At 69.0% G+C, this 19,504-nt stretch carries 17 protein-coding genes; 6 read left to right on the plus strand and 11 right to left on the minus strand.

Going from position 1 to position 19,504, the window contains the following annotated elements; translation table 11 throughout:
* The first annotated feature begins 737 nt into the window (after positions 1 to 737).
* Positions 738 to 1,715 carry an aldo/keto reductase gene (locus ACIRA5_RS42720; protein WP_403700703.1) on the plus strand — a complete coding sequence of 326 codons (978 nt, stop codon included), beginning with the start codon at positions 738 to 740 and terminating at the stop codon, positions 1,713 to 1,715.
* Between the two features lie 26 nt (positions 1,716 to 1,741).
* Positions 1,742 to 2,593, plus strand: a complete 852-nt coding sequence (locus ACIRA5_RS42725; RefSeq protein WP_403700706.1) for an aldo/keto reductase — start codon at positions 1,742 to 1,744, stop codon at positions 2,591 to 2,593.
* 74 nt (positions 2,594 to 2,667) lie between these two features.
* On the opposite strand, the gene ACIRA5_RS42730 is transcribed toward ACIRA5_RS42725, so the two are convergent.
* From ACIRA5_RS42730 to ACIRA5_RS42740, 3 genes are all read right to left on the minus strand, one after another.
* Entirely contained in the window at positions 2,668 to 3,078 is a 411-nt protein-coding gene (locus ACIRA5_RS42730) for a hypothetical protein (protein ID WP_403700708.1), read from the minus strand.
* Positions 3,079 to 3,362: 284 nt separating this feature from the next.
* Entirely contained in the window at positions 3,363 to 4,412 is a 1,050-nt protein-coding gene (locus tag ACIRA5_RS42735) for an NAD(P)-dependent alcohol dehydrogenase (RefSeq protein WP_403700710.1), read from the minus strand.
* 17 nt (positions 4,413 to 4,429) lie between these two features.
* Positions 4,430 to 5,842, minus strand: coding sequence for an aldehyde dehydrogenase family protein (locus ACIRA5_RS42740; protein WP_403700713.1), 1,413 nt, complete (start codon positions 5,840 to 5,842; stop codon positions 4,430 to 4,432).
* Between the two features lie 283 nt (positions 5,843 to 6,125).
* Here ACIRA5_RS42740 and ACIRA5_RS42745 point away from each other — a divergent pair, with 283 nt between their 5' ends.
* Positions 6,126 to 7,013, plus strand: coding sequence for an alpha/beta fold hydrolase (locus ACIRA5_RS42745; protein WP_403700715.1), 888 nt, complete (start codon positions 6,126 to 6,128; stop codon positions 7,011 to 7,013).
* On the opposite strand, the gene ACIRA5_RS42750 is transcribed toward ACIRA5_RS42745, so the two are convergent.
* From ACIRA5_RS42750 to ACIRA5_RS42785, 8 genes are all read right to left on the minus strand, one after another.
* Positions 6,993 to 7,763 (minus strand): IclR family transcriptional regulator, encoded by a 771-nt coding sequence (locus ACIRA5_RS42750; RefSeq protein ID WP_403700718.1) that lies wholly within the window; start codon positions 7,761 to 7,763, stop codon positions 6,993 to 6,995. The genes ACIRA5_RS42745 and ACIRA5_RS42750 overlap by 21 nt on opposite strands.
* Positions 7,764 to 7,801: 38 nt before the next feature.
* The gene (locus tag ACIRA5_RS42755; protein WP_403700721.1) at positions 7,802 to 8,548 is read right to left on the minus strand and encodes an enoyl-CoA hydratase/isomerase family protein; all 747 of its coding nucleotides are present in this window, start codon (positions 8,546 to 8,548) and stop codon (positions 7,802 to 7,804) included.
* Entirely contained in the window at positions 8,545 to 10,137 is a 1,593-nt protein-coding gene (locus ACIRA5_RS42760) for a class I adenylate-forming enzyme family protein (protein WP_403700724.1), read from the minus strand. The genes ACIRA5_RS42755 and ACIRA5_RS42760 overlap by 4 nt, the downstream gene beginning before the upstream one ends.
* Complete coding sequence (locus ACIRA5_RS42765; RefSeq protein WP_403700727.1) at positions 10,134 to 11,303, minus strand: MaoC family dehydratase N-terminal domain-containing protein; 1,170 nt, start codon at positions 11,301 to 11,303, stop codon at positions 10,134 to 10,136. Before ACIRA5_RS42765 ends, ACIRA5_RS42760 begins: the two co-directional genes overlap by 4 nt.
* A 52-nt stretch (positions 11,304 to 11,355) precedes the next feature.
* The gene (locus ACIRA5_RS42770; RefSeq protein WP_403700729.1) at positions 11,356 to 12,528 is read right to left on the minus strand and encodes an iron-containing alcohol dehydrogenase family protein; all 1,173 of its coding nucleotides are present in this window, start codon (positions 12,526 to 12,528) and stop codon (positions 11,356 to 11,358) included.
* The gene (locus tag ACIRA5_RS42775; protein WP_403700732.1) at positions 12,525 to 13,613 is read right to left on the minus strand and encodes a zinc-binding dehydrogenase; all 1,089 of its coding nucleotides are present in this window, start codon (positions 13,611 to 13,613) and stop codon (positions 12,525 to 12,527) included. The genes ACIRA5_RS42770 and ACIRA5_RS42775 overlap by 4 nt, the downstream gene beginning before the upstream one ends.
* A gap of 31 nt (positions 13,614 to 13,644) precedes the next feature.
* Positions 13,645 to 14,832 (minus strand): CaiB/BaiF CoA transferase family protein, encoded by a 1,188-nt coding sequence (locus tag ACIRA5_RS42780; RefSeq protein WP_403700735.1) that lies wholly within the window; start codon positions 14,830 to 14,832, stop codon positions 13,645 to 13,647.
* Positions 14,833 to 14,897: 65 nt separating this feature from the next.
* On the minus strand, positions 14,898 to 16,319 hold the full coding sequence (locus ACIRA5_RS42785) for an aldehyde dehydrogenase family protein (RefSeq protein WP_403700737.1): 1,422 nt from the start codon (positions 16,317 to 16,319) through the stop codon (positions 14,898 to 14,900).
* A 285-nt stretch (positions 16,320 to 16,604) separates the two neighbouring features.
* On the opposite strand from ACIRA5_RS42785, the gene ACIRA5_RS42790 reads away from it, so the two are divergent.
* The 3 genes from ACIRA5_RS42790 to ACIRA5_RS42800 all read left to right on the plus strand — a co-directional run bounded on the left by ACIRA5_RS42790 (position 16,605) and on the right by ACIRA5_RS42800 (position 19,463).
* A complete protein-coding gene (locus ACIRA5_RS42790) occupies positions 16,605 to 17,531 on the plus strand; it encodes an NAD(P)-dependent oxidoreductase (protein ID WP_403700740.1) in 927 nt (308 codons plus the stop codon).
* Positions 17,532 to 17,591: 60 nt separating this feature from the next.
* Positions 17,592 to 17,969, plus strand: coding sequence for a carboxymuconolactone decarboxylase family protein (locus ACIRA5_RS42795; RefSeq protein ID WP_403700743.1), 378 nt, complete (start codon positions 17,592 to 17,594; stop codon positions 17,967 to 17,969).
* Between the two features lie 192 nt (positions 17,970 to 18,161).
* Positions 18,162 to 19,463, plus strand: a complete 1,302-nt coding sequence (locus tag ACIRA5_RS42800) for an MFS transporter (protein ID WP_403700746.1) — start codon at positions 18,162 to 18,164, stop codon at positions 19,461 to 19,463.
* The last annotated feature ends 41 nt before the right edge of the window (positions 19,464 to 19,504 follow it).

Here is a 19,504-nt window from a genome sequence, read left to right on the forward strand (position 1 = left end):
CGGCCCTTGGCGGAGTACGCCGGGCTCGCGCGGCGCCGGACGGACACAACCGTGTTCCTTGAGGACGGATTCGGCGCGTGATCGCGGCGCGGAGCGACTTCGGACCGGCCGTTGATGACCTTGGACAGGGTGGGGATGGAGACCTGGCCGGGTCCGTGAGCCAGCGGCGCGTCGGGCTCATCGACCTCCTCTGCGGCAACATCAGCCCCCTGGGCGGTGGACATCATCCGCGGTCGCGGAGCAAGTGGCGCTCGGCGCCAAGACACGGCTCGCCGTGTCGGTGCCCCCGACCGAGGCGGCCATCAGCGTCCTCGGGCCGCCGGGCTCCCCCATGCACTCACAGCCCACCCTACACAGTTCATATATGCGATCCAAGATTCGCGGATAAGGACGTTACGCGGAGCGGATGCGGTTGGTAAATCCCTCTCCATCGACGAACTCGCGGCGAACGGCGGGTGCAGCGTGCCCAGGAGTGCGGTGGGGGGACCTGTCATTCCCCTGAACAACTCGGCCCGTCACCAGAAGCTCTCAGGCACCAAGATGGGTACGCCCCGCCCGTACGCTGCTCACGAGCCCCCGCAACCACAGTGCCGTACGGCGCGTGGTGCCGTGCCCGGTCCGGCCCTGCCACCGTGCGCCGAGGCACGCGACAGCGGAAGCCGGACGCCTGGGCCAGAGTGAAACCGGCCAGGGCAACGCAAAGAGCCGGCCCGAAGACAACGGAGCGGAGAGCACTGATGCACCACATTCACCTGCGTGACCTGGATGTTTCCCGGATCGGTCTCGGCGCGATGGGCATGTCCCAGGGGTACACCGGCGCGGGGACCGACGAGGCGGAGTCCATCCGTACCGTGCATCGCGCCCTGGAGCTGGGCGTCACCTTCATCGACACCGCCGAGATCTACGGTCCGTACGCCAACGAGGAACTGCTCGGACGGGCCCTCAAGGGACGCCGCGACCAGGTGGTGCTGGCGACGAAGTTCGGCCTGGTCTCCCACGCGGGCGGCGGGCCGGGGAACCTGGACTCCAGCCCCGCCAACATCCGCACCGCCGTCGAGGGCTCGCTGGGGCGTCTCGGCACGGACCACATCGATCTGTACTACCAGCACCGGGTCGACCCGAACGTGCCCATCGAGGAGACGGCGGGCGCCGTGGGCGAGCTGATCGCCGAGGGCAAGGTCCGCGCGTTCGGGCTGTCCGAGGCCGGACCCGACACCATCCGCCGCGCGAACGCCGTCACACCGGTCACCGCCGTCCAGTCCGAGTACTCCCTCTTCACGCGCGATCCGGAGGCACGGGTGCTGCCGACGCTGCGCGAGCTCGGCATCGGCTTCGTCCCCTTCTCGCCACTGGGCCGTGGCTTCCTCACCGGCGCGATCCGTTCCACCGAAGGCTTCGCCGAGGACGACTTCCGGCGGGACAACCCGCGCTTCACCGGCGAGAACTTCCAGCTCAACCTGCGTCTGGCCGACGAGGTCCAGGCAGTCGCCGCCGAAGCCGACGTGAGCGCGGCCCAGGTCGCCATCGCCTGGCTGCTCGCGCAGGGCGACGACATCGCCCCCATCCCCGGCACCAAGCGCGTCCACCGCCTGGAAGAGAACGCCGGCGCCGACGCCGTCCGGCTCACCGCGGACCAGCTCGACCGCTTGACGAGCCTGCCTCCCGCGGCCGGAGCCACCCATACCGAGGCCCAGCTGAAGATGCTCGAACGCTGATCCTCCCGCACCGAAGGAAAGAACCCATGCAGAACGTCACCCTGAACAACGGCGTAGAGATGCCGATCCTCGGCTTCGGCGTCTTCCAGATCCCGGCCGACGAGACCGAACAGGTGGTCACCGAGGCCCTCGCGGCCGGTTACCGGCTGCTCGACACGGCGGCCTCGTACGGCAACGAGGAGTCCGTCGGCCGTGCGATCAAGAACAGCGGCATCCCGCGCGAGGAACTCTTCATCACCACCAAGCTGTACGTCCAGGACACACCCGGTGAGGAGAACACCAAGCGTGCCTTCGAGGCATCGCTGACCAAGCTCGGGCTCGACTACCTGGACCTGTACCTGATGCACCAGCCCTACGGCGACGTGTACGGCCAGTGGCGGGCCATGGAGGAGCTGAACCGGCAGGGCCGCGCCAAGGCCATCGGCGTCTCCAACTTCTACCCCGACCGCCTCCTGGACCTGATCATCAACAACGAGGTCACGCCCGCCGTCAACCAGATCGAGACCCACCCCTTCTTCCAGCGTGCCGACTACCAGGAGCTGATGCGCGAGCAGGGCGTGCAGCTCCAGGCGTGGGGCGGCTTCGCGGAGGGCAAGAACGATCTGTTCACCAACCCGGTGCTGAGCGAGATCGGCAAGAAGTACGGGAAGTCGGTCGGCCAGGTGGTACTGCGCTGGGCGGTCCAGCGCGGCGTCGCCTCGATCCCGAAGTCGGTACGTCCCGAGCGGATGGCGGAGAACCTCGACGTCTTCGACTTCGCGCTCACCGACACCGAGATGGCGTCCGTCGCCACCCTGGACACCGGAGCCTCGCTGTTCTTCGATCACCACGACCCGGAGATCGTCAAGTGGCTCAGCGCGCGACGTCTGGACAGCTGAACCGAGCGCCCCGGCGAAAGCCGGGGCCTCGGTTTCCAGCGGGCCGTCGCGGGTAATGCGCCGCGACGGCAATGTCACACGTGGACGGTGGGCGCCAAGCCCAACCAGCCGGGGGTGGGCGGGCTGTCGGCCTCGCCGAAGTACCGCACCATCGTCTGCCGCCAACGCTTCACGGCGGCGCGGTCGGCCATGAAGGCGACGAAGTCGGCACTGTGGGCGTTGGGGAGGTCCCAGACGCCGGTGCCGGTCGGGGTGACGTCGGTGCGCGCGCCCCAGCCGTGCTGCCCCGCGCCTTGCCATTCGGGCGTCAGCAGCCAGTTCAGGTACGACTTGGCGGCCGCGGGATGCCGGGCACCCTTGAGCAGTGCGGCTCGCTGCCCCCAGGCAAGGAACGGGTGGTCGTCGTCCGGGGTGCCCCACACGGTGGAGTCCGCGCCACCGGTCTCGGCACCGGCCGGCCCGATCCGCTTGACGCCGGTGTCCACGGCCTCGCCAGGGCTGTTGGTGCCGCGGTGACGACAGGATCTGGCCCTTCCTCTCGGGATCGACCAGGTTCTGCGGGTCGGCCGGACCGTCACCGGGGCCGTCGTGATACTTGCTGTAGTCCACGATCATGTTCAGCTCGATGTCGGGGAAGGCCGCGGTGAACGCGTCGCGGGTGTCATCCTGCTCATGTGCGAGGTCCGGGTCATTCCAGTTCCACCGGTACACCGTCCCGGTGGCCGACGGGACGGTGCGGGGCAGACCTGAGTCGGCGTCCGCTGCTCGGTCAGTCGGCCCCCAGCGTGCTGATGTCGATGACGAACCGGTAGCGGACGTCGCCGGCCGCGAGCCTGTCGAAAGCCGTGTCGATCTGGTCGGCCGGGATGACCTCGACCTCGGCCTCGATGTGGTGCTCGGCGCAGAAGTCGAGCATTTCCTGTGTCTCCTCGATGCCGCCGACCAGCGTGCCCGCCATCGACCGCCGGTTGTGGAAGAGCGAGAAGGCATCGAGGCTGATCGGATTCTTCGGCACGCCGAGGTTGACGAACGTGCCGTCCAGTGCGAGCAGTTGGAGGTAGGCCTCGTAGTCCAGGTTGGCCGGGGCGGTCGAAACGATCAGGTCGAAGGCTCCCGCGAGGTCGGTGAACGTCGTGGGGTCGGTCGTGACCCGGTAGTCGCGGGCTCCCCGCCGCAGTGCGTCGTCACGTCGGTCCGGTGTCAGGTCCAGCACGGTCGGAGGTGCCCCGAGCGCCGCCGCGATCGGCACGCCGACGTGCCCGAGGCCGCCGAATCCGACGATCGCGACCCGCTTGTCCGGTCCGGCCTTCCAGTGCCGCAGCGGGGAGTACATCGTGATACCGGCGCAGAGCAACGGCGCGGCGGTGTGCAGCGGGAGGGAGTCGGGGATGCGGACCGCATAGGCCTCGTCGACAACGATCTTCTCGCTGTATCCGCCGAGGGTGGGCTGCCCGTCGCGGCCGGTGTCGTTGTACGTCCTTACGTGTCCAAAACGGCAGTAGGGCTCCAGGCCGGCCCGGCAGTGGTCGCACTCCCGGCAGGAGTCGACCATGCAGCCGACTCCCACCCGGTCTCCGACCGAGAACCGGGTCACGTCAGGACCCGCGGCCGAGACCACACCGGCGATCTCGTGTCCTGGTACCAGTGGATACGTGGTCGTCCCGAACTCACCGCGCGCGCGGCTGACGTCGGTGTGGCACACCCCGCAGTAGACGATGTCGATGAGGACGTCCGTCGGGCCGACGTCGCGCCGGTCGATGGCGGTCGCTTTGAACGGCTCGCCCGGGCCGGCCGTGGAGCGTGCGTTGACGGTGATCATTGCTCTCCTCGTCCTGGTCAGCCGATGGACTTGTACTCGAGGAACTCCTCGATGCCGTAGCGCCCGAACTCCCGGCCGATGCCGGACAGTTTGAATCCGCCGTGCGGAGCACGCTGGTTGACGGGGGACCCGTTGATACGGATGCGCCCCGCGCGCAGGTTGCGGGCCAGGGCCTTCGCCCGGTCCGGGTCGCCGGCCCAGATCGCGCCGGCGAGGCCGTACTGCGTGTCGTTGGCGATGTGGAAGGCCTCCTCCTCGCTGTCGAAGGGGATGATCACCACGACGGGCCCGAAGATCTCCTCGCGTGCGATCCGCGAGGAGTTGTCGCCGGAGAAGATCGTCGGCCGTACGAAGTAGCCGCGCTCCAGGCCCTCCGGGGCCTCGGGGCCACCGGTGAGCAGGCGGACTCCCTGCTCCAGGCCGGAGCGGATGTAGTCCCGCACGCGCTGCTGCTGGGTGGCGTTGGCCACGGGTCCGAGGGTGGTCGCGGGGTCGTAGGGGTCTCCGAGCACGTAGCTCTCGGCCTTGCGTACGGCCAGTTCCTCCGCCTCGGCGAGCCGGGAGCGCGGCACGAGCATCCTGGAGAGGCCGCCGCAGACCTGTCCCGAGTTGCGGAACGCGTCCTCGATGCCCACGTTCACGGCCCTTTCGAGGTCGGCGTCCTCCAGGATGACGTTGGCCGACTTGCCGCCGAGTTCCAGGGCGACCTTCTTGATGGACTGCGCGGCAAGCTCCATGACGCGGCGTCCGGCGCGGACGGAACCCGTGAGGGAGACCATGTCGACGAGTGGGTGGGTGACCAGGGCCTCGCCGACGTCCGGGCCCGTGCCGGAGACGAGGTTGAAGACTCCGTCGGGCAGGCCGGCCTCGGCGACGATCTCGGCGAAGATGAAGGAGCTCAGTGGTGCCACCTCCGTGCCCTTGAGCACGACCGTGCATCCGGCGGCGATCGCCGCGCCGGCCTTCATGCACACCATGCGCATCGGTCCGTTCCACGGCGTGATCGCACCGACCACACCCGCCGCCTCACGGGCCACCACGGTGGGTCCGACCCGCTCTTCCCAGGTGATGCCGGCCAGGCTCTCGGCGATGCTCCGGAGGTCCTCGACCGCTGCGGCCCCCTGCGATTCCCGCGCGATCTCCAGGGGCTGGCCGATCTCGCTGACAACGGCGCGAGCGATCTCCTCACTGCGCGCGTCGGTCAGCTCGGCCATCTTGTGGAGCATGTCCACGCGCTCGTCGACCGACGTCCGCGACCAGGCGGGGAAGGCGCCCGCCGCGGCCCGGGCGGCCAGGTCCACGTCCTCGGCCGAGCCGGCCGGAATCGTCGCCACTGTCTCCTCGGTGACCGGGCTGGTCACCGAGATGACACCGTCACCGGAGGAAGCCACCCACTTGCCGTTGACGAAGATCTGGTCGCGTTCGATCACCGGACACACTCCTGTCTGTGCGACGCGCGTCTCGACGGCCCGGTCGTGCCGGGTCCGGACATCCGCGGGCTGCACGCGATGAATGACTTACCGCCGGCCATCGGCCGCGGGGCTCCGGACGCCAAGAAGGCAGCTTTCGTCCGGCAGTTGGTGATGCACCGGATGTCGTCCCGACACCCGTTCTGTTTCGTATATGCGAACTGCATGTCGCTATTCCGACCTATGGCAAGCTACGCTCGGCTGCCGACGGTGTCAACGGTGCCAACAGCCGAGAGGAACGCCCGTGACCGATTCAGGCTTCGCCCTGCGCGACCAGATCACGTTCGACGGTGCCCAGGGCATCCGTATCGCCGCCGACCGATGGCAGCCCGATGATCCGCGGGGCACGGTGCTGCTGCTGCACGGGGGCGGCCAGACCCGGCACTCCTGGGCGCGAACGGCACGCCGTCTGGCGACCCGGGGCTGGCGGGCCATCACGCTGGACGCCCGCGGGCACGGCGACAGCGCATGGTCCCCGACGGGCGAGTACACGTTGGACCACATGGTCGGAGATCTGCTGAGGGTGATGGAGGCGCTCGACGGCGAACCGCCCGTCGTGATCGGCGCCTCGATGGGGGGCCGAACCGCTCTGGTCGCCGAGGGCGAACGTCCGGGGACTGTTCTGGGCCTGGTGCTCGTGGACATCGCGCCCCGGCTGGACCCGGCGGGGCAGGCCAGGGTTCGCGCCTTCATGCGCGGGGCGCCGAGCGGTTTCTCCTCACTGGAGGAAGCGGCAGCGGCGGTCGGCGCCTACAACCCGCGCCGTCGCACGGCCTCGGGACTGGAGGGGCTGAAGAAGAACGTTCGGCTGCGCGAGGACGGGCGTTGGTACTGGCACTGGGACCCGGCGTTCCTGCGCTTCACGGCGGACCCCGCGAACACCTCCGCGGAGAGGATGATCAGTGCCGCTCGCCATGTCACCGCACCCACGCTGCTCGTTCGCGGTCGCCATTCGGACATGGTCACCGCCGAAGCGGCCGCAGAACTGCTCACGCTCATCCCGACGGCGCGCCTTACCGAGGTTCCCGCGGGACACATGATCGCGGGCGACGACAATGACGTCTTCACCCGCGAGGTCCACTCCTTCCTGACGGCCGAGGTGGACCGGCGGTCAGATCGGTTCCCGCGCTGAGACGGTCTGCCGTGACCAGGAGTCGACGTGCTTGAGCAGTGCCCTGCGAAGCTTGGCCTCGTGGGACCTCATCGCGGCTGCCTGGCCGACCAGGATGGCCGCGGCGACACTGTCCCCGGCCTGATTGCGCACGACGGCGGCGAGCGCGAGCTGAGCCCCGTGGTGCCGGAGGTTCGTCGAGACGCGGCTCTTCTTGATCTCGGCGAACTCGGCGAGGAAGTCGGAGACGAGCTCGGGGCTCTCCGACTGCTGCCGACGCAGGTAGGCCTCCCGGTCGGCGTCCGGGCGGGCCACCAGCAGGGCCTTGCCGCCCGCCGTCGTGAGCAGCGTGCGCCGGATGTTGCTGCGTGCCGCGAAGCCGGTGAGGGAGTCCGTGCCCGACTCCCCGATGTAGATCAGGTGATCGCCGGCCTCGACTCCCAGGAAGACGGTCAGACCGGTCGCCTTGTGCAGCGCGTCGAGGTCCGTCTGCGTCACCTGCCCGGCGCGGATGTGGCCGCTGGCCAGGGTGAGGCCGTACACGGCGGGGCCGAGGTAGAAACGGCGATCGACCTCGTACAGCCACCCCTTGGCCTGCAAGCCTCGAATGAAGCCGTGTACGGAGCTCTTCGGCGCGCCGAGGGCCCGGGCGATCTCCGCGAAGCCGATGCCCGGGTGGTAGACGACCTCTTCGAGGATCTGGGTCACCCGGTCGACGGTGCGGTGGTTCTTCGGGCCGCTGTCGTCGGAAGCTGAGGACGTGTCCGTCATGCCGCCCAACGTAGCCCATGGCGACCAGGCATTCATAATTACGAACTCGTGAAGCGCGGTCGCCGCTTCTCGACGGAGGCGGCGATCCCTTCGGCGAAGTCCGCCGTGCCCAGCAGGGCCGCCTGGGCGTTCGCCTCGATATCGAGGGCCGCCGAGACCTCGGCCACCGTCGAACGCCGCATAGTGGACCGGATGGCGGGCAGGGACAACGGCGCGGAGGCCGCGATGTCCGAGGCGAAGGCGATCGCCGCGCCGCGCGGATCGTCGGCCACGCGGTCGCACAGGCCCAGCTCAAGCGCTTCGGTTCCACTGACGGACCGTCCTGTGTACAGCAGTTCCAGGGCGCGTTGCTGTCCGACGGCCCTCGGCAGGGTCACGCTCAGCCCGAAGCCGTGGTGGAAGCCGAGACGGGCGAAGTTGGCGGTGAGCCGGGCGTCGGGAGCCACCACCCGGAAGTCCGCGGCCAGGGCAAGACCGAGCCCGCCACCGACGGCGGCGCCGTGCACCGCGGCCACTACGGGCTTGCGCCCGGAGAAGAGCCGGATGGCCTGACGGTAGAAACGGCGGATGCCCGCCGCTCCGATGCCACGGAGGTCGACGCCCGCGCAGAAATGCTTGCCCTGCGCGGCGAGCACGACGCAGGAGATCTCGTCGTCATCGTCGTATGCCAGCAGCGCGTCGGCCAGCTCGGTCAGCGCCTGCTCGTCGACGAAGTTGTGCGGTGGCCTGCGCAGTTCCAGCAGCGCAACACGGTCGGCGACCTGCTTGTGGAAGACGTCGCTCATGCCTGCTCCCCCGCCCTGCCGACGAGTTCGGCTCGCGCCTGTGCCGTCAGCGCCTTTTTGTCGATCTTGCCGGAGTGGTTGGTCGGCAGCGGTTCGTGCTGCAGATGCCATCGGCTCGGGACGGCGAAGGACGCCAGCTTGGGGCGCAGTTCCGCACGCAACCGCTCGGTGGTCACCCCGTGCTCGACGACCACAGCCGCCATCACCTCCTCCCCCAGGTCCGGGTGCGGGACGGCGAACACCGCGGATTCGACCACACCTGCGATGCCCGCGAGGGCCTGCTCGACCGCGGCCGGGGCGATGTTCTCCCCGCCTCTGATGATCATGTCCTTGGCCCGGCCGGTGATCCACAGGTAGCCGGCCTCGTCGACATGCCCGAGGTCACCGGTGTGCAGCCATCCCTCAGCATCGATCGGCGTCTCGTCCGCTCCGAAGTACCCGATCATCTGGGTGGGGCAGCGGACCAGGATCTCGCCGTCATCGGGACCGCTGCCCTCCAGGATCCTCAGTTCGACGCACGGCAGTGGACGGCCGCTGGTGCCGGGGTGCTCGACGGTGTCCCGGCCGGAGGCCGCGGTGGCCTGGCCGCCGTTCTCTGTCAGGCCGTAGCCGGTGGGCACGCGCGGCTCGACGCCGGGCAGTCCGACGCGCAACCGGTCGAGGAACTCGGCGTGCACCGGTGCGCCGCCGACCGTGAGGGAGCGCAGGGAGGTCAGATCGCGGCGGTGGACGTCGGGATGCTCCAGAACCCGGGAGACCATGGTCGGAACGGCGCTCCAGCGGGTGATCCCCCACTCCTCGACGAGCCGCAGCGCCTCTTCCGGGTCGAACCTGCCGGAGGGCATGACGAGGGTGTCGCCGACGGTGATGGCGCGGATGAGGGTCTGGACCCCGCCGATGTGGAACATCGGCCCGGTGTGCAGACCGGCGTCTCCCGTCGACGCATCGATTTGTCGCGGCAGTCGCCGGGTGATGTGCAGCAGCATGTGCAGCCCGGCCAGGAGGGAGCGGTGCGAGAGGACGACCCCCTTCGGCCGGCCCGAGGTTCCGGAGGTGAAGACGATGACCGCCGGGGAGTCCTCGTCCTGCTCGCCGTCGGCGAGGACCGGGTACGGCGGAAGGCCGGCCGCGGTGTCGCACTCCCAGCGGCCGGCCGTCGTGTCGGCGGGAAGGTTCGCCGCGCCCCGGGTATCGGCCAGGACCAGCTTGAGGTCCAGGAGTGCGATGCTGTCGGCGAGTTCGGCCTTGCCCCACCAGGCGTTGGCGAGCACGGGCACCGCGCCGATCGCGACGCAGGCCCAGAAGTTGATGATCCACTCCGGGCTGTTCCAGCCGAGGAGCAGCACCCGGTCTCCGCGCCCGAGACCGGTGGCGGCGAGTTCCGTCGCCTTCGAGGTGACCGCGTTCCGCAACCCCTCGAAGGTCACCACCTTGTCGCCCTGTGCGAGGTGCGGCCGGTCGGCCCATCGGTCCGCAAAGGCCAACAGGCTCGCGACGTTGCGCGGGCGGTCGCTGTAGGTACGGAAGGGGATGCCGCGCACCTCTTCGATGCCGATCTCGTCGCCCCAGACGGCTGTCGTCGTGTTCATGCGTTCCTCCGGCGCGGCAGGGCGACAACAGCCGTGCCGGGCATGACGTTCTGCTCACGCTGGTTCCAGGCCCAGGTCTCCAGACGTACGACCCAGTCGCCGTCCTGGTCGACCTCCTTGGCCACGACCCGCCCGCCGAGGCGGACGACGTCCGAGAGGTAGACGTGCGCGCGGTACTGGCCGTGAACCGCCTTCAGCGTGCCGCCGTCCCCGGCCCAGTGGGTGAGGGAGTGGATCTGCCAGCAGGTGCGCTGAATGCCGACGTCGTAGGCCAGTTGGGCACCCTGCAGCTTGGCCGCGTAGTCGTTGTAGTGCACCGAGTAGACCGGTTCGAGGGCGTTGGTGTTCGGATCACGGAACGCCCAGCGCGGGTGCTTGCGGTACCGGCGCAGGGCCACACCGTGAGCGGCGAGGCGCGGGATGGGGGCCGCGCCGGCGGCGATGTAGGCGATCTCGTCGGTCAGGCCGATCGGTCCCTTGGTGAGGACGTCCATCTCGTCGCCGACCGAGACGTCCTCCCAGTAGCGCGGCTCGGCGCCGCGCGGCGTCTCGGCGAGGATGTCCTCCTCGATCTGTTCCAGCTGCTCACCGGTCCAGGGATGGGGCAGCTCGATCTCGCGCGACGTGCGTCGCGACTGGGCCTCGGTGCGTTCGAACCTGACCCGCGAGCAGATGAAACGCGCCACCAGCTCGTCGTCCTGGTTCCAGTACTCCTGGCGCAGGTAGTCCTTGACGCGGCGCCCCGCGAAGGTGCTGGCGTCAGGGCCGTCGAAGCCGTCGAAGTAGACGCGCGCAGTGATCTTGTCGCCGACGCGGATCGGACGATGAAAGGTCACATCCGTTTCGGCGTGGAAGCCGCCGAGACCGCGCCAGCCCACCTGGACCGATCCCAGGCACGCGAAGATGAAGCTCGGCGGGGCGACGATCTCGCCGAACGGGCCCTTGGCCGCGTAATCCCCGTCCGTCCACAGCGGATTGTCGTCCCCGATGCCCTCGGTGAAGCGGAGGATGGCCAGTCGGGTCGCGTACTCGTTGTTGACGCACGCATCGGTGCGCAGCTCGGTGCCGATGAGGGCGCGCATGCCGTCGAGCATCTCGTCGGTGAACTTGCCGGTCGCCAGTTCCTTGCCGATTCCGGCGTTCTTCTCGGTATCCGTCGTCGTCATCACAGTTCCTCTGAACAGTTTCTCTGAGTCGTGCTCTGGCGTGGTCGGTCGCCTACCAGGCGTTGGTGAGCAGGGCGAGGACATCGATCCGGTCGGGCACCCGGGGGCCGCTGGTGATGGCCCAGTCCTCCAGGGCGTGGTCGGCCGCCTCGGTCAGGTCCTTCTCACGGACTCCGAGATCCCGCAGGCGGGCGGGGACCTCGAACACCTCCAGCAGCCGCTCGATCTTTGCGATCACGGCTTGGGCACCGCGATCGGGGAGGCCGAGGATGTCGGCCAGCATCGCGAGGCGGTGACCGATTACGCCGGCGTTGAAACGCATGGCGTGCGGCAGCAGCAGCGCTTCCACCACGCCGTTGGCGGCGGCGGAACGGGGTCCCACCGCGTGCGAGAGGGCTTGCGCGAGACCGCCCCCGCTGTGGTCGCTGCCCTGGCCGCTCATCAGCGCCGCCAGCATCAGGTGCAGTCGGGGTCGGGCGGACTCCGGGTCCGTGTGCAGGTGCGGAAGCCACGCGATCACCGTGCGCAGGGCGTGGGCCAGTTGTGCGTCGGCCAGGGGATCGATGGGGCGGGACTGCAGGCCTTCGACAGCCATCGCGAAGACGTTGAGTGCGGCCGACCAGGTCAGTCGCGAGGGTGCGGTGAGCGCCATCTCCGGATCGAGCAGGATGCCTTGTGCCCGGGTCTTCGGGTCGTAGAGGGCCAGTCGCTCGCCCGTCTCCGGGTCGCGTACCGCGCTGCCGGCCTTCGCGTAGGCGGTCGTCGGCGTGGACGGTACGACCCACTGCGGCAGTTTCGGAGCCGTGAGTCTCGGACTGACGAGCTTGCCGTCCGCGTCCCTCCGCGTGCACAGCCGCCTCACGTCGCGTCCCTCGGCGAGCAGGATCGAGGCGGCCCGTGCCGTGACCACCGATGATCCGCCGCCGACGGCGATCACGGCGTCCGCGTCGTGATCCGCCAGGAACTGCCGTGCCCGCTCCACCACGGGGAGCGGGCTGTGCTCGGCCACGCCGTCGAACTGCCCCACCAGGTGTTCCCCCAGCGCGTCGTGCACACGGCTCAGCGCGTGCGTGTGCTTGACGATGGAGGGCCCGCACACGACAACCGCTCGCCGAGCGCCGACTCTGGCGAGCTCGCGCGGCAGGGCGGCGAGTGCGTCCTCACCGCAGAAGGTACGAAAGGCCGGGCTCACATGCCGGAACCCCAGGTCAGGTGTGCTGCTCACGGCGCCCCCTCCAGTTCGACGACGGCCCGGCCGCGGACCCGCCCCCCGTGGAGCGTCTCGACCGCCGTGTTCAGCTCGTCCAACGTGAACCGGTCAGTGACCAGGGCGCTCGGGTCGAACCGGCCGTCGCGCGTCCATTCGACGAAGGTCTCGAAGTCGCGGGCCGGATCGCAGCTCCCGCCCACGCAGCCGACGAGGCTCTTCTCACCGTTGAGGAGATCCATGCTGTCCAGCTGGAAGGGAACGCGCGGGATGCCGACCAGCACGTCGGCGCCGCCTCGGATGCCCGAACCGCGGATACCGGGGCGCACGGCGGCGAGACTGACCGGGATGTTCGCGCCTATGCCGGTGCAGTCGAAGGCGTAGTCCACACCCCGCGTGCCGTCGTCGTGTCCGGTCAGTTCCCGGACGGCCGCCACCGGGTCGGTCTTCTTGGCGTTGACCACTTCGGTCGCCCCGAACTGCCGGGCGAGCTTCAGTTTGTCGTCGTCCACGTCCACGGCGACGACCGGAGAGGCCCCGAGGATGGCGGCACCGGCGATGGCGCACAGTCCGACGCCGCCGGCGCCCCAGACCGCGACGCTCTGCCCGGGACGGACCTCGGCGCTGTTCATGACCGCGCCGGCTCCCGTCATGAGTGCGCATCCGATGATCGCGCCCAGGTCCAGGGGGGTGCCCGGCGGCGCCTTGACCACGTACTGCTCGTCCACGACCGCGTGGGTACCCCAGGTGAAGGTGTTGTGGGTCTTGGCCAAGTCACCGTCGGGGAGGGCGACTTGTGAGGGGACCGGGGGGCGGCCGTCGAGCGGGGTGCGCGGAATCCAGGTGATGAACACCTCGTCTCCGGGCGTGACGTAGCGGACGTGATCGCCGACCGCGACGACCGTGCCGATGGACTCGTGCCCGAGCACCATGGACTCGGTCCGTGCGGGGTCGTAGATCCGGTCGAGCTGGCTGTGGCACACGCCGAACGCCTTCTGCCGTACGACGACCTCGTACGGCCCGGGGGCGTCCAGCCTCACTTCCCGGATCTCCAGCTTCTGCGCTCCGGCCGGGAGGACCGCGATGCGTGCGTCGACTGTCATGACTGTTCAGCTCCTTTCCTTCTACGGACGTTCAGATGACGTCGGCATCGCGCAGCTTGGCGATCTCGTCGGGCGACATGCCCAGGTCACCGGCGAGGACCTCGTCCGTGTGCTCCCCCAGGGCTCCGGAGCGGGCCGGCTCGACCATCGGTGAGTCCGAGAGGAACAGCGGGCTGCCCAGGGTGGTGAACATGCCCTGTTCGTCAGCGACTTGGCGCAGGACACCTCGCGCGCGTACATGCGGGTCGTCGAGGAGTTCGGGCAGGGTGACGACCGGTGCGGACGGGATGTTCGCCGTCTTCAGGGTCCGGGCCAGGTCCTCCTTGGACCGGGTGCGCGTCCAGCCGGTCACGAGGGCGTCGACCTCGTCCATGTGCGCACAGCGGCCCTTCATGTCCGCCAGGTGCGCGCCTTCGGCCGCCGGATCCCCCATCAGCTCGCCGAGCCTGCGCCAGTGTGCGTCGGTCGGGCACAGCACGGTGATCCATCCGTCGCTCGCCTCATAGGCGTTGTACGGCGCCACCGCCATGCCGCCGTGCCGGTTGCCGGTCCGCTCGGGACTCGCGCCCTCGCTGTTGATGAGACCGGCGATGTTCGACGTCAGCGACGGGATGATGGCGTCCTGGAGGGAGACCTCGACATGCTGACCTCGCCCGGTGCGGGTGCGCTGGTAGAGCGCGGCCAGGACTCCGGCGACCAGATGGGTGCCCGCCATGAAGTCGACCACTGACGGGCCGGTACGGATCGGCGGCCCCTCCTCGAAGCCGGTCGTGCTCATGATCGCCGTGCGGGCCTGGATCGTCAGGTCCATGGCCGGCTCACCCGCGTACGGGCCGAACGAGCCGAAGCCGGTGCCGGAGGCCATGATCAGGCGTGGGTTGACGGCGCTGAGCTGTTCGTAGCCCAGGCCGAAGCGGTCCATCGCGCCGGGCGAGAGGTTCTGCACGACCACGTCGGCACTCCTGGCCAGGTTGCGCAGCACCTCCTGCCCGGCGGCGTTCTTCAGGTCCAGCCGGATGGTCCGCTTGCCCGAGTTGAGGAAGCGGAACTGGACCGACGTACCGTCCTTGTCGACGGCGGGAAGCCGCCGGTAGGGGTCCCCTTCGGGGGATTCGACCTTGATGACGTCCGCGCCCAGGCGGGCCATCAGCATCGAGCAGTAGGGGGCGAAGTAGAACTGTCCGACACAGATCACTTTCACGCCCTCAAGGGCAGTCATCCACGGCCTCCGTCATCGATCCGGTCACGCACCCTGCGTGTCGTGCGCCCTGTGTGCCGAGGCGGTCATCCGATGGACTGGTACTCAAGGAACTCCTCGATGCCGAAGCGGCCGTTCTCCCGGCCGATGCCGGACAGCTTGAAACCGCCGTGCGGGGCACGGGCGTTGACCGGCGAGCCGTTGAGGCGGACCCGGCCGGTGCGCAGCCGCAGGGCCACCTCCCGGGCTCGCTCGGTCGTGGCGGCCCAGACACCGCCGGCCAGGCCGTACTGCGAGTCGTTGGCGATGGCGATCGCCTCCTCCTCGGAGTCGAAGGGGATGATCGTCACGACCGGTCCGAAGATCTCCTCCCGGGCGACACGGAGCCTGGGCGTGCCCGTGAGGACGGTCGGCTTGACGAAGTAGCCCTTGTCCAGGCCTTCCGGCTGTTCGCCACCGCCCGCGACGAGGCGAGCGCCTTCCTCGGTACCGGCCTGGATCAGCGCGCGCACCCGGTCCCGCTGCGCCCGCGAGACCACCGGTCCCAGCGTGGTGTCCGCGGCGAACGGGTCACCCAGGACGTAGCGTGCCACCCTCGCGGCGGCGATCTCCTCCGACTGCGCCAGGCGCGAGCGGGGCACCAGCATGCGCGTCAGGCCGCCGCACACCTGCCCGCTGTTGCGGAAGGCGTCCTCGATGCCCGCGGTGACCGCGCGCTCCAGGTCCGCCTCCGGGAGGTCCTCGAGGATCAGGTTGGCGGACTTGCCGCCGAGTTCCAGGGCGACGCGCTTGACCGACGCCGAGGCCAGTTCCATGACCCTGCTGCCGGCCCGGGGGGATCCGGTCAGCGAGACCATGTCGACCTTCGGGTGCGACGCGATGGCCTCCCCGATCTCCGGGCCGTTGCCGGACACGAGGTTGAACACGCCCTTCGGCAGGCCCGCTTCCAGCGTCGCCTCGGCGAAGAAGTACGCACTCATGGGTGCGATCTCGGTGCCCTTCAGGACCACGGTGCACCCCGCGGCCACTGCGGCGCCGACCTTCATGGCGATCATCAGCAGCGGTACGTTCCACGGGGTGATGGCTCCGACCACTCCCACCGGAGCCCGGTGAACCAGCGTGTCGCCGACCTCCACGTCCCAGTCGACGTCCTTGAGCGCGTCCGCGGTGTTGCGCAGATGCCGCACCGTGGAGAGGGTCTGATGCCCGGTCGCGATGGACAGCGGCTCGCCGATCTCCGTGACGATGGTCCGGGTGATCTCGTCAGCGCGGTTCTCGACGATGTCGGCCAGGTTCCGCAGCACTTCCGCACGCCGGCCGAGCGAGGACCGCGACCACTCGTCGAAGGCCGACGCGGCGGTCTCGGCCGCCCTGTCGACGTCCCGGACATCCCCACGGGGGACGGTGGCGATGACCTCCTCGGTCACCGGGTTCTCGACCTCGATGACCCCGCCCCCGGCCGACGGCACCCACTGGCCATTGATCAGCACCTCACGGCGTTCGATCACGTCAACCTCCAGGTCGCACGACACGTGCTGTTCGTATTTACGAATCACAGTACGTATTTACAGTCGCGAGACTAGGAAGACCCTCCAGTGATGTCAATGGGTCGCCGACGTTACGGCCACGAAAAGAGCCCTGCGCACGGGCGTTGACACGCCTGGTGCGGAACCTTACCGTCGATCGCACATACGGTCTCTGGTTCCTATATACGAACCACTCTCTGCTCGTAGCGCGGCCGTGTTCCGAACCGGCCCGCCGAGATTCGTTCATCGACGACAAGGGACAGGTACATGAAGGTTGGCTTTGTCGGGCTCGGTGCCATGGGCACCGGGATGGCGCTCAATCTGCGTAAGGCGGGCTACGACCTCGTGGTCCACGACCTCCGCCGGGAGGGAGCGGAGCCGCTGGAGAAGGCAGGCGCCACGTGGGTGGAGACGGTCGCCGAGCTGGGACGGGTCGCGGACGTGGTCTTCACCTCCCTGCCCGGCCCGAAGGAAATGCAGGAAGTCGGCCTGGGCGAACACGGGCTGCTGAGCGCCATGCGCCCCGGCACCGCCTGGTTCGACCTGACCACCAACTCCCCCGGCGTCGTACGGGAAGCGCACCCCGTCTGCCGTGAGAAGGGCGTCGACCTGTTCGACGCCCCCGTCAGTGGCGGGCCCAAGGGGGCACGCTCGGGCAGGCTCGCGATCTACGTCGGCGGTGATCGCGACGCCTTCGACCGGCACGGCAAGGTCCTCCAGGCCATCGGGGACCAGGTCATGTACGTCGGGGAGATCGGCGCCGGCAACACCGCCAAGCTGGTCCACAACTGCGCCAGCCTGACCATCCGAACGGCGATCGCCGAAGTCTTCACTCTGGGAGTGAAGGCCGGCGTCGAGCCCACGGCGCTCTGGCACGCCATGCGCCAGGGAGCGATCGGCCGCTCCCGCACCTTCGACCGCGTCGGTGACCGGTACCTGCAGTCCGCCTACGACCCGCCGTCCTTCGCCCTGGTCCTCGCGGACAAGGACTTCAGGCTCGCCCTGGAACTGGCGGACCAGCTCGAAGTGCCGATGAAGTGCGCCGAAGCGGCCTACAAGGACGTCCAGGAAGCGCTGGCCCGCGGCTGGGGTCAACGCGACTCGCAGTCGCCCATGCACCTGCAGAACGAGCGTGCCGGCGTCACCGTCGAGCTCACCGCCGAGCAGGTCCGGGAAACCCTCGACCGCGACTGACGGAACAAGGCAACCAGAGGCATTCCGTCCAATCCCCGTCCCTACGCAAGGAGATCAGCCTTGGACGCCAGTGAGAGTGGTCGACGCATCCTGAGCGAGCTCATGGGGCCCGACTACGTCGAGAACAAGGACAAGAACCGCAACGCCTTCAACGAAGCCATCCAGCAATACTCGGAAGAAGTCTGCTTCGGCCGCATCTGGGCCCGCGACGGCATCGACCGCAAGCAGCGCAGCATCATCAACATCGCCATACTCACCGCGCTGAACCGCCCGGCACAGCTCAGCCACCACATCGAGGGCGCCCTCACCAACGGCTGCACGGTCGAGGAACTGAAGGAAATCCTCCTCCAGACCGCCATCTACTGCGGACTGCCCGCCGCCGGCGAGGCCTTCCGCATCGCAGAGGAAGTCCTGCGCACCCGCGGACTCCTGGACTGACGCTCGCTCAGAGCATGCGCGGCGCAACGCCGCACCCTGTCGACGGACCGGATTCCCCCGGCTGTCGGCGCCAACGACGCCGCGACGAAGCCGCGTCGCCAACAGGGAGATGCAATGACGCACTCACAGGAACAGACGATCCCACCCCCCGGAGCACCCGGCTCGACCGCCGAAGCGGCGAATCATCCGGGAATGAAACGTGTCGCCAGCGCCAGCTTCATCGGCACCGTGATCGAGTTCTACGACTTCGGCATCTACGGCACAGCCGCCGCTCTCGTCTTCCCCCACGTGTTCTTCCCCGCCCTCGGCGAGGCCGCGGGCACCGTCGCCTCGTTCGCGACCTACGGCGTCGCCTTCGTGGCCCGCCCCTTCGGTAGCCTCCTGTTCGGACACTTCGGAGACCGCCTGGGACGCAAGAAGTCCCTGATCGCCACCATGCTGCTCATGGGCACCGCCACGATCCTCGTCGGCTGCATGCCCACCGCCAACCAGATCGGCGTGGCCGCACCCGTCCTGATCATCGTGCTCCGCATCCTGCAAGGGCTCGCCGCGGGCGGCGAGTTCGCCGGCGCTGTCCTCTTCTCCTCCGAACACGCCCCCAAGGACAAACGCGGCTTCTGGTCGATGATGCCCAACTTCGGCGGAGGCGGCGCCATCACGCTCGCCAACCTCACGTTCTTCCTCACCACGTTGTTCATGAGCGGTGACACGTTCACCAGTTGGGGCTGGCGGATTCCGTTCCTCGCCAGCTTCCTGCTCGTCATCGTCGGCCTCTGGATCCGGCTGCGGATCGACGAAACCCCGGTGTTCAAGAACAACGCCGAGCAAGCCGGCACCTCGCGGATACCGTTCGTCGAGGCGTTCAGGCACCAGCCCCTCCAGGTGCTGCTCGCCGCGGGCACGGTGATGGTCGGCTTCGCGCTGACCTACATCGGCGGAACCTATCTGGTCAGCTATGGCACGGTGGTACTGGAGCTGCCACGCACCTTCGTGCTCGGCATGGCCATGGTGGGTGGCCTGACGATCTCGGCCGGGGTGGTGCTCGGCGCGGTCCTCTCCGACCGCTTCGGACGGCGCTGGGTCATCGTCGGCGCGGCCTCCGTCGCCGTCGTCTGGGCACTGGCCCTGTTCCCCATCCTCGACATCGGCTCCCGCGCGGTCTTCGCGATCGGGGTTCCCGTGACGATGTTCATCTCCGGGGTCGCCACCGGGCCGCAGGGTGCGTTCCTCTCCGAGCTCTTCCACACCCGCTACCGCTACACCGCCGCCGGTCTCAGCTACAGCCTGGCCGGCATGCTCGCCGGTGGTGTTCCGCCCTTGATCGCGGCGTCCGTCATCGACTCCTACGGCGGGTTCGCCTTCGGCTGCATCCTGGCCGGCTACTGCCTCGTCAGTCTGATCTGCGTCCTCATCGTCGGCGAGACACGACAGCTCGACCTCGAACGCACCACTGCTGAAACCACGCACGAACCCGCGGCTGAAGCCACGGCCTGATCACACCACCAAGCGGACGGCAGCAGGACAGTGCGGCTACG

This window comes from Streptomyces sp. NPDC096311 (assembly GCF_044763085.1).
Lineage (GTDB): Bacteria > Actinomycetota > Actinomycetes > Streptomycetales > Streptomycetaceae > Streptomyces.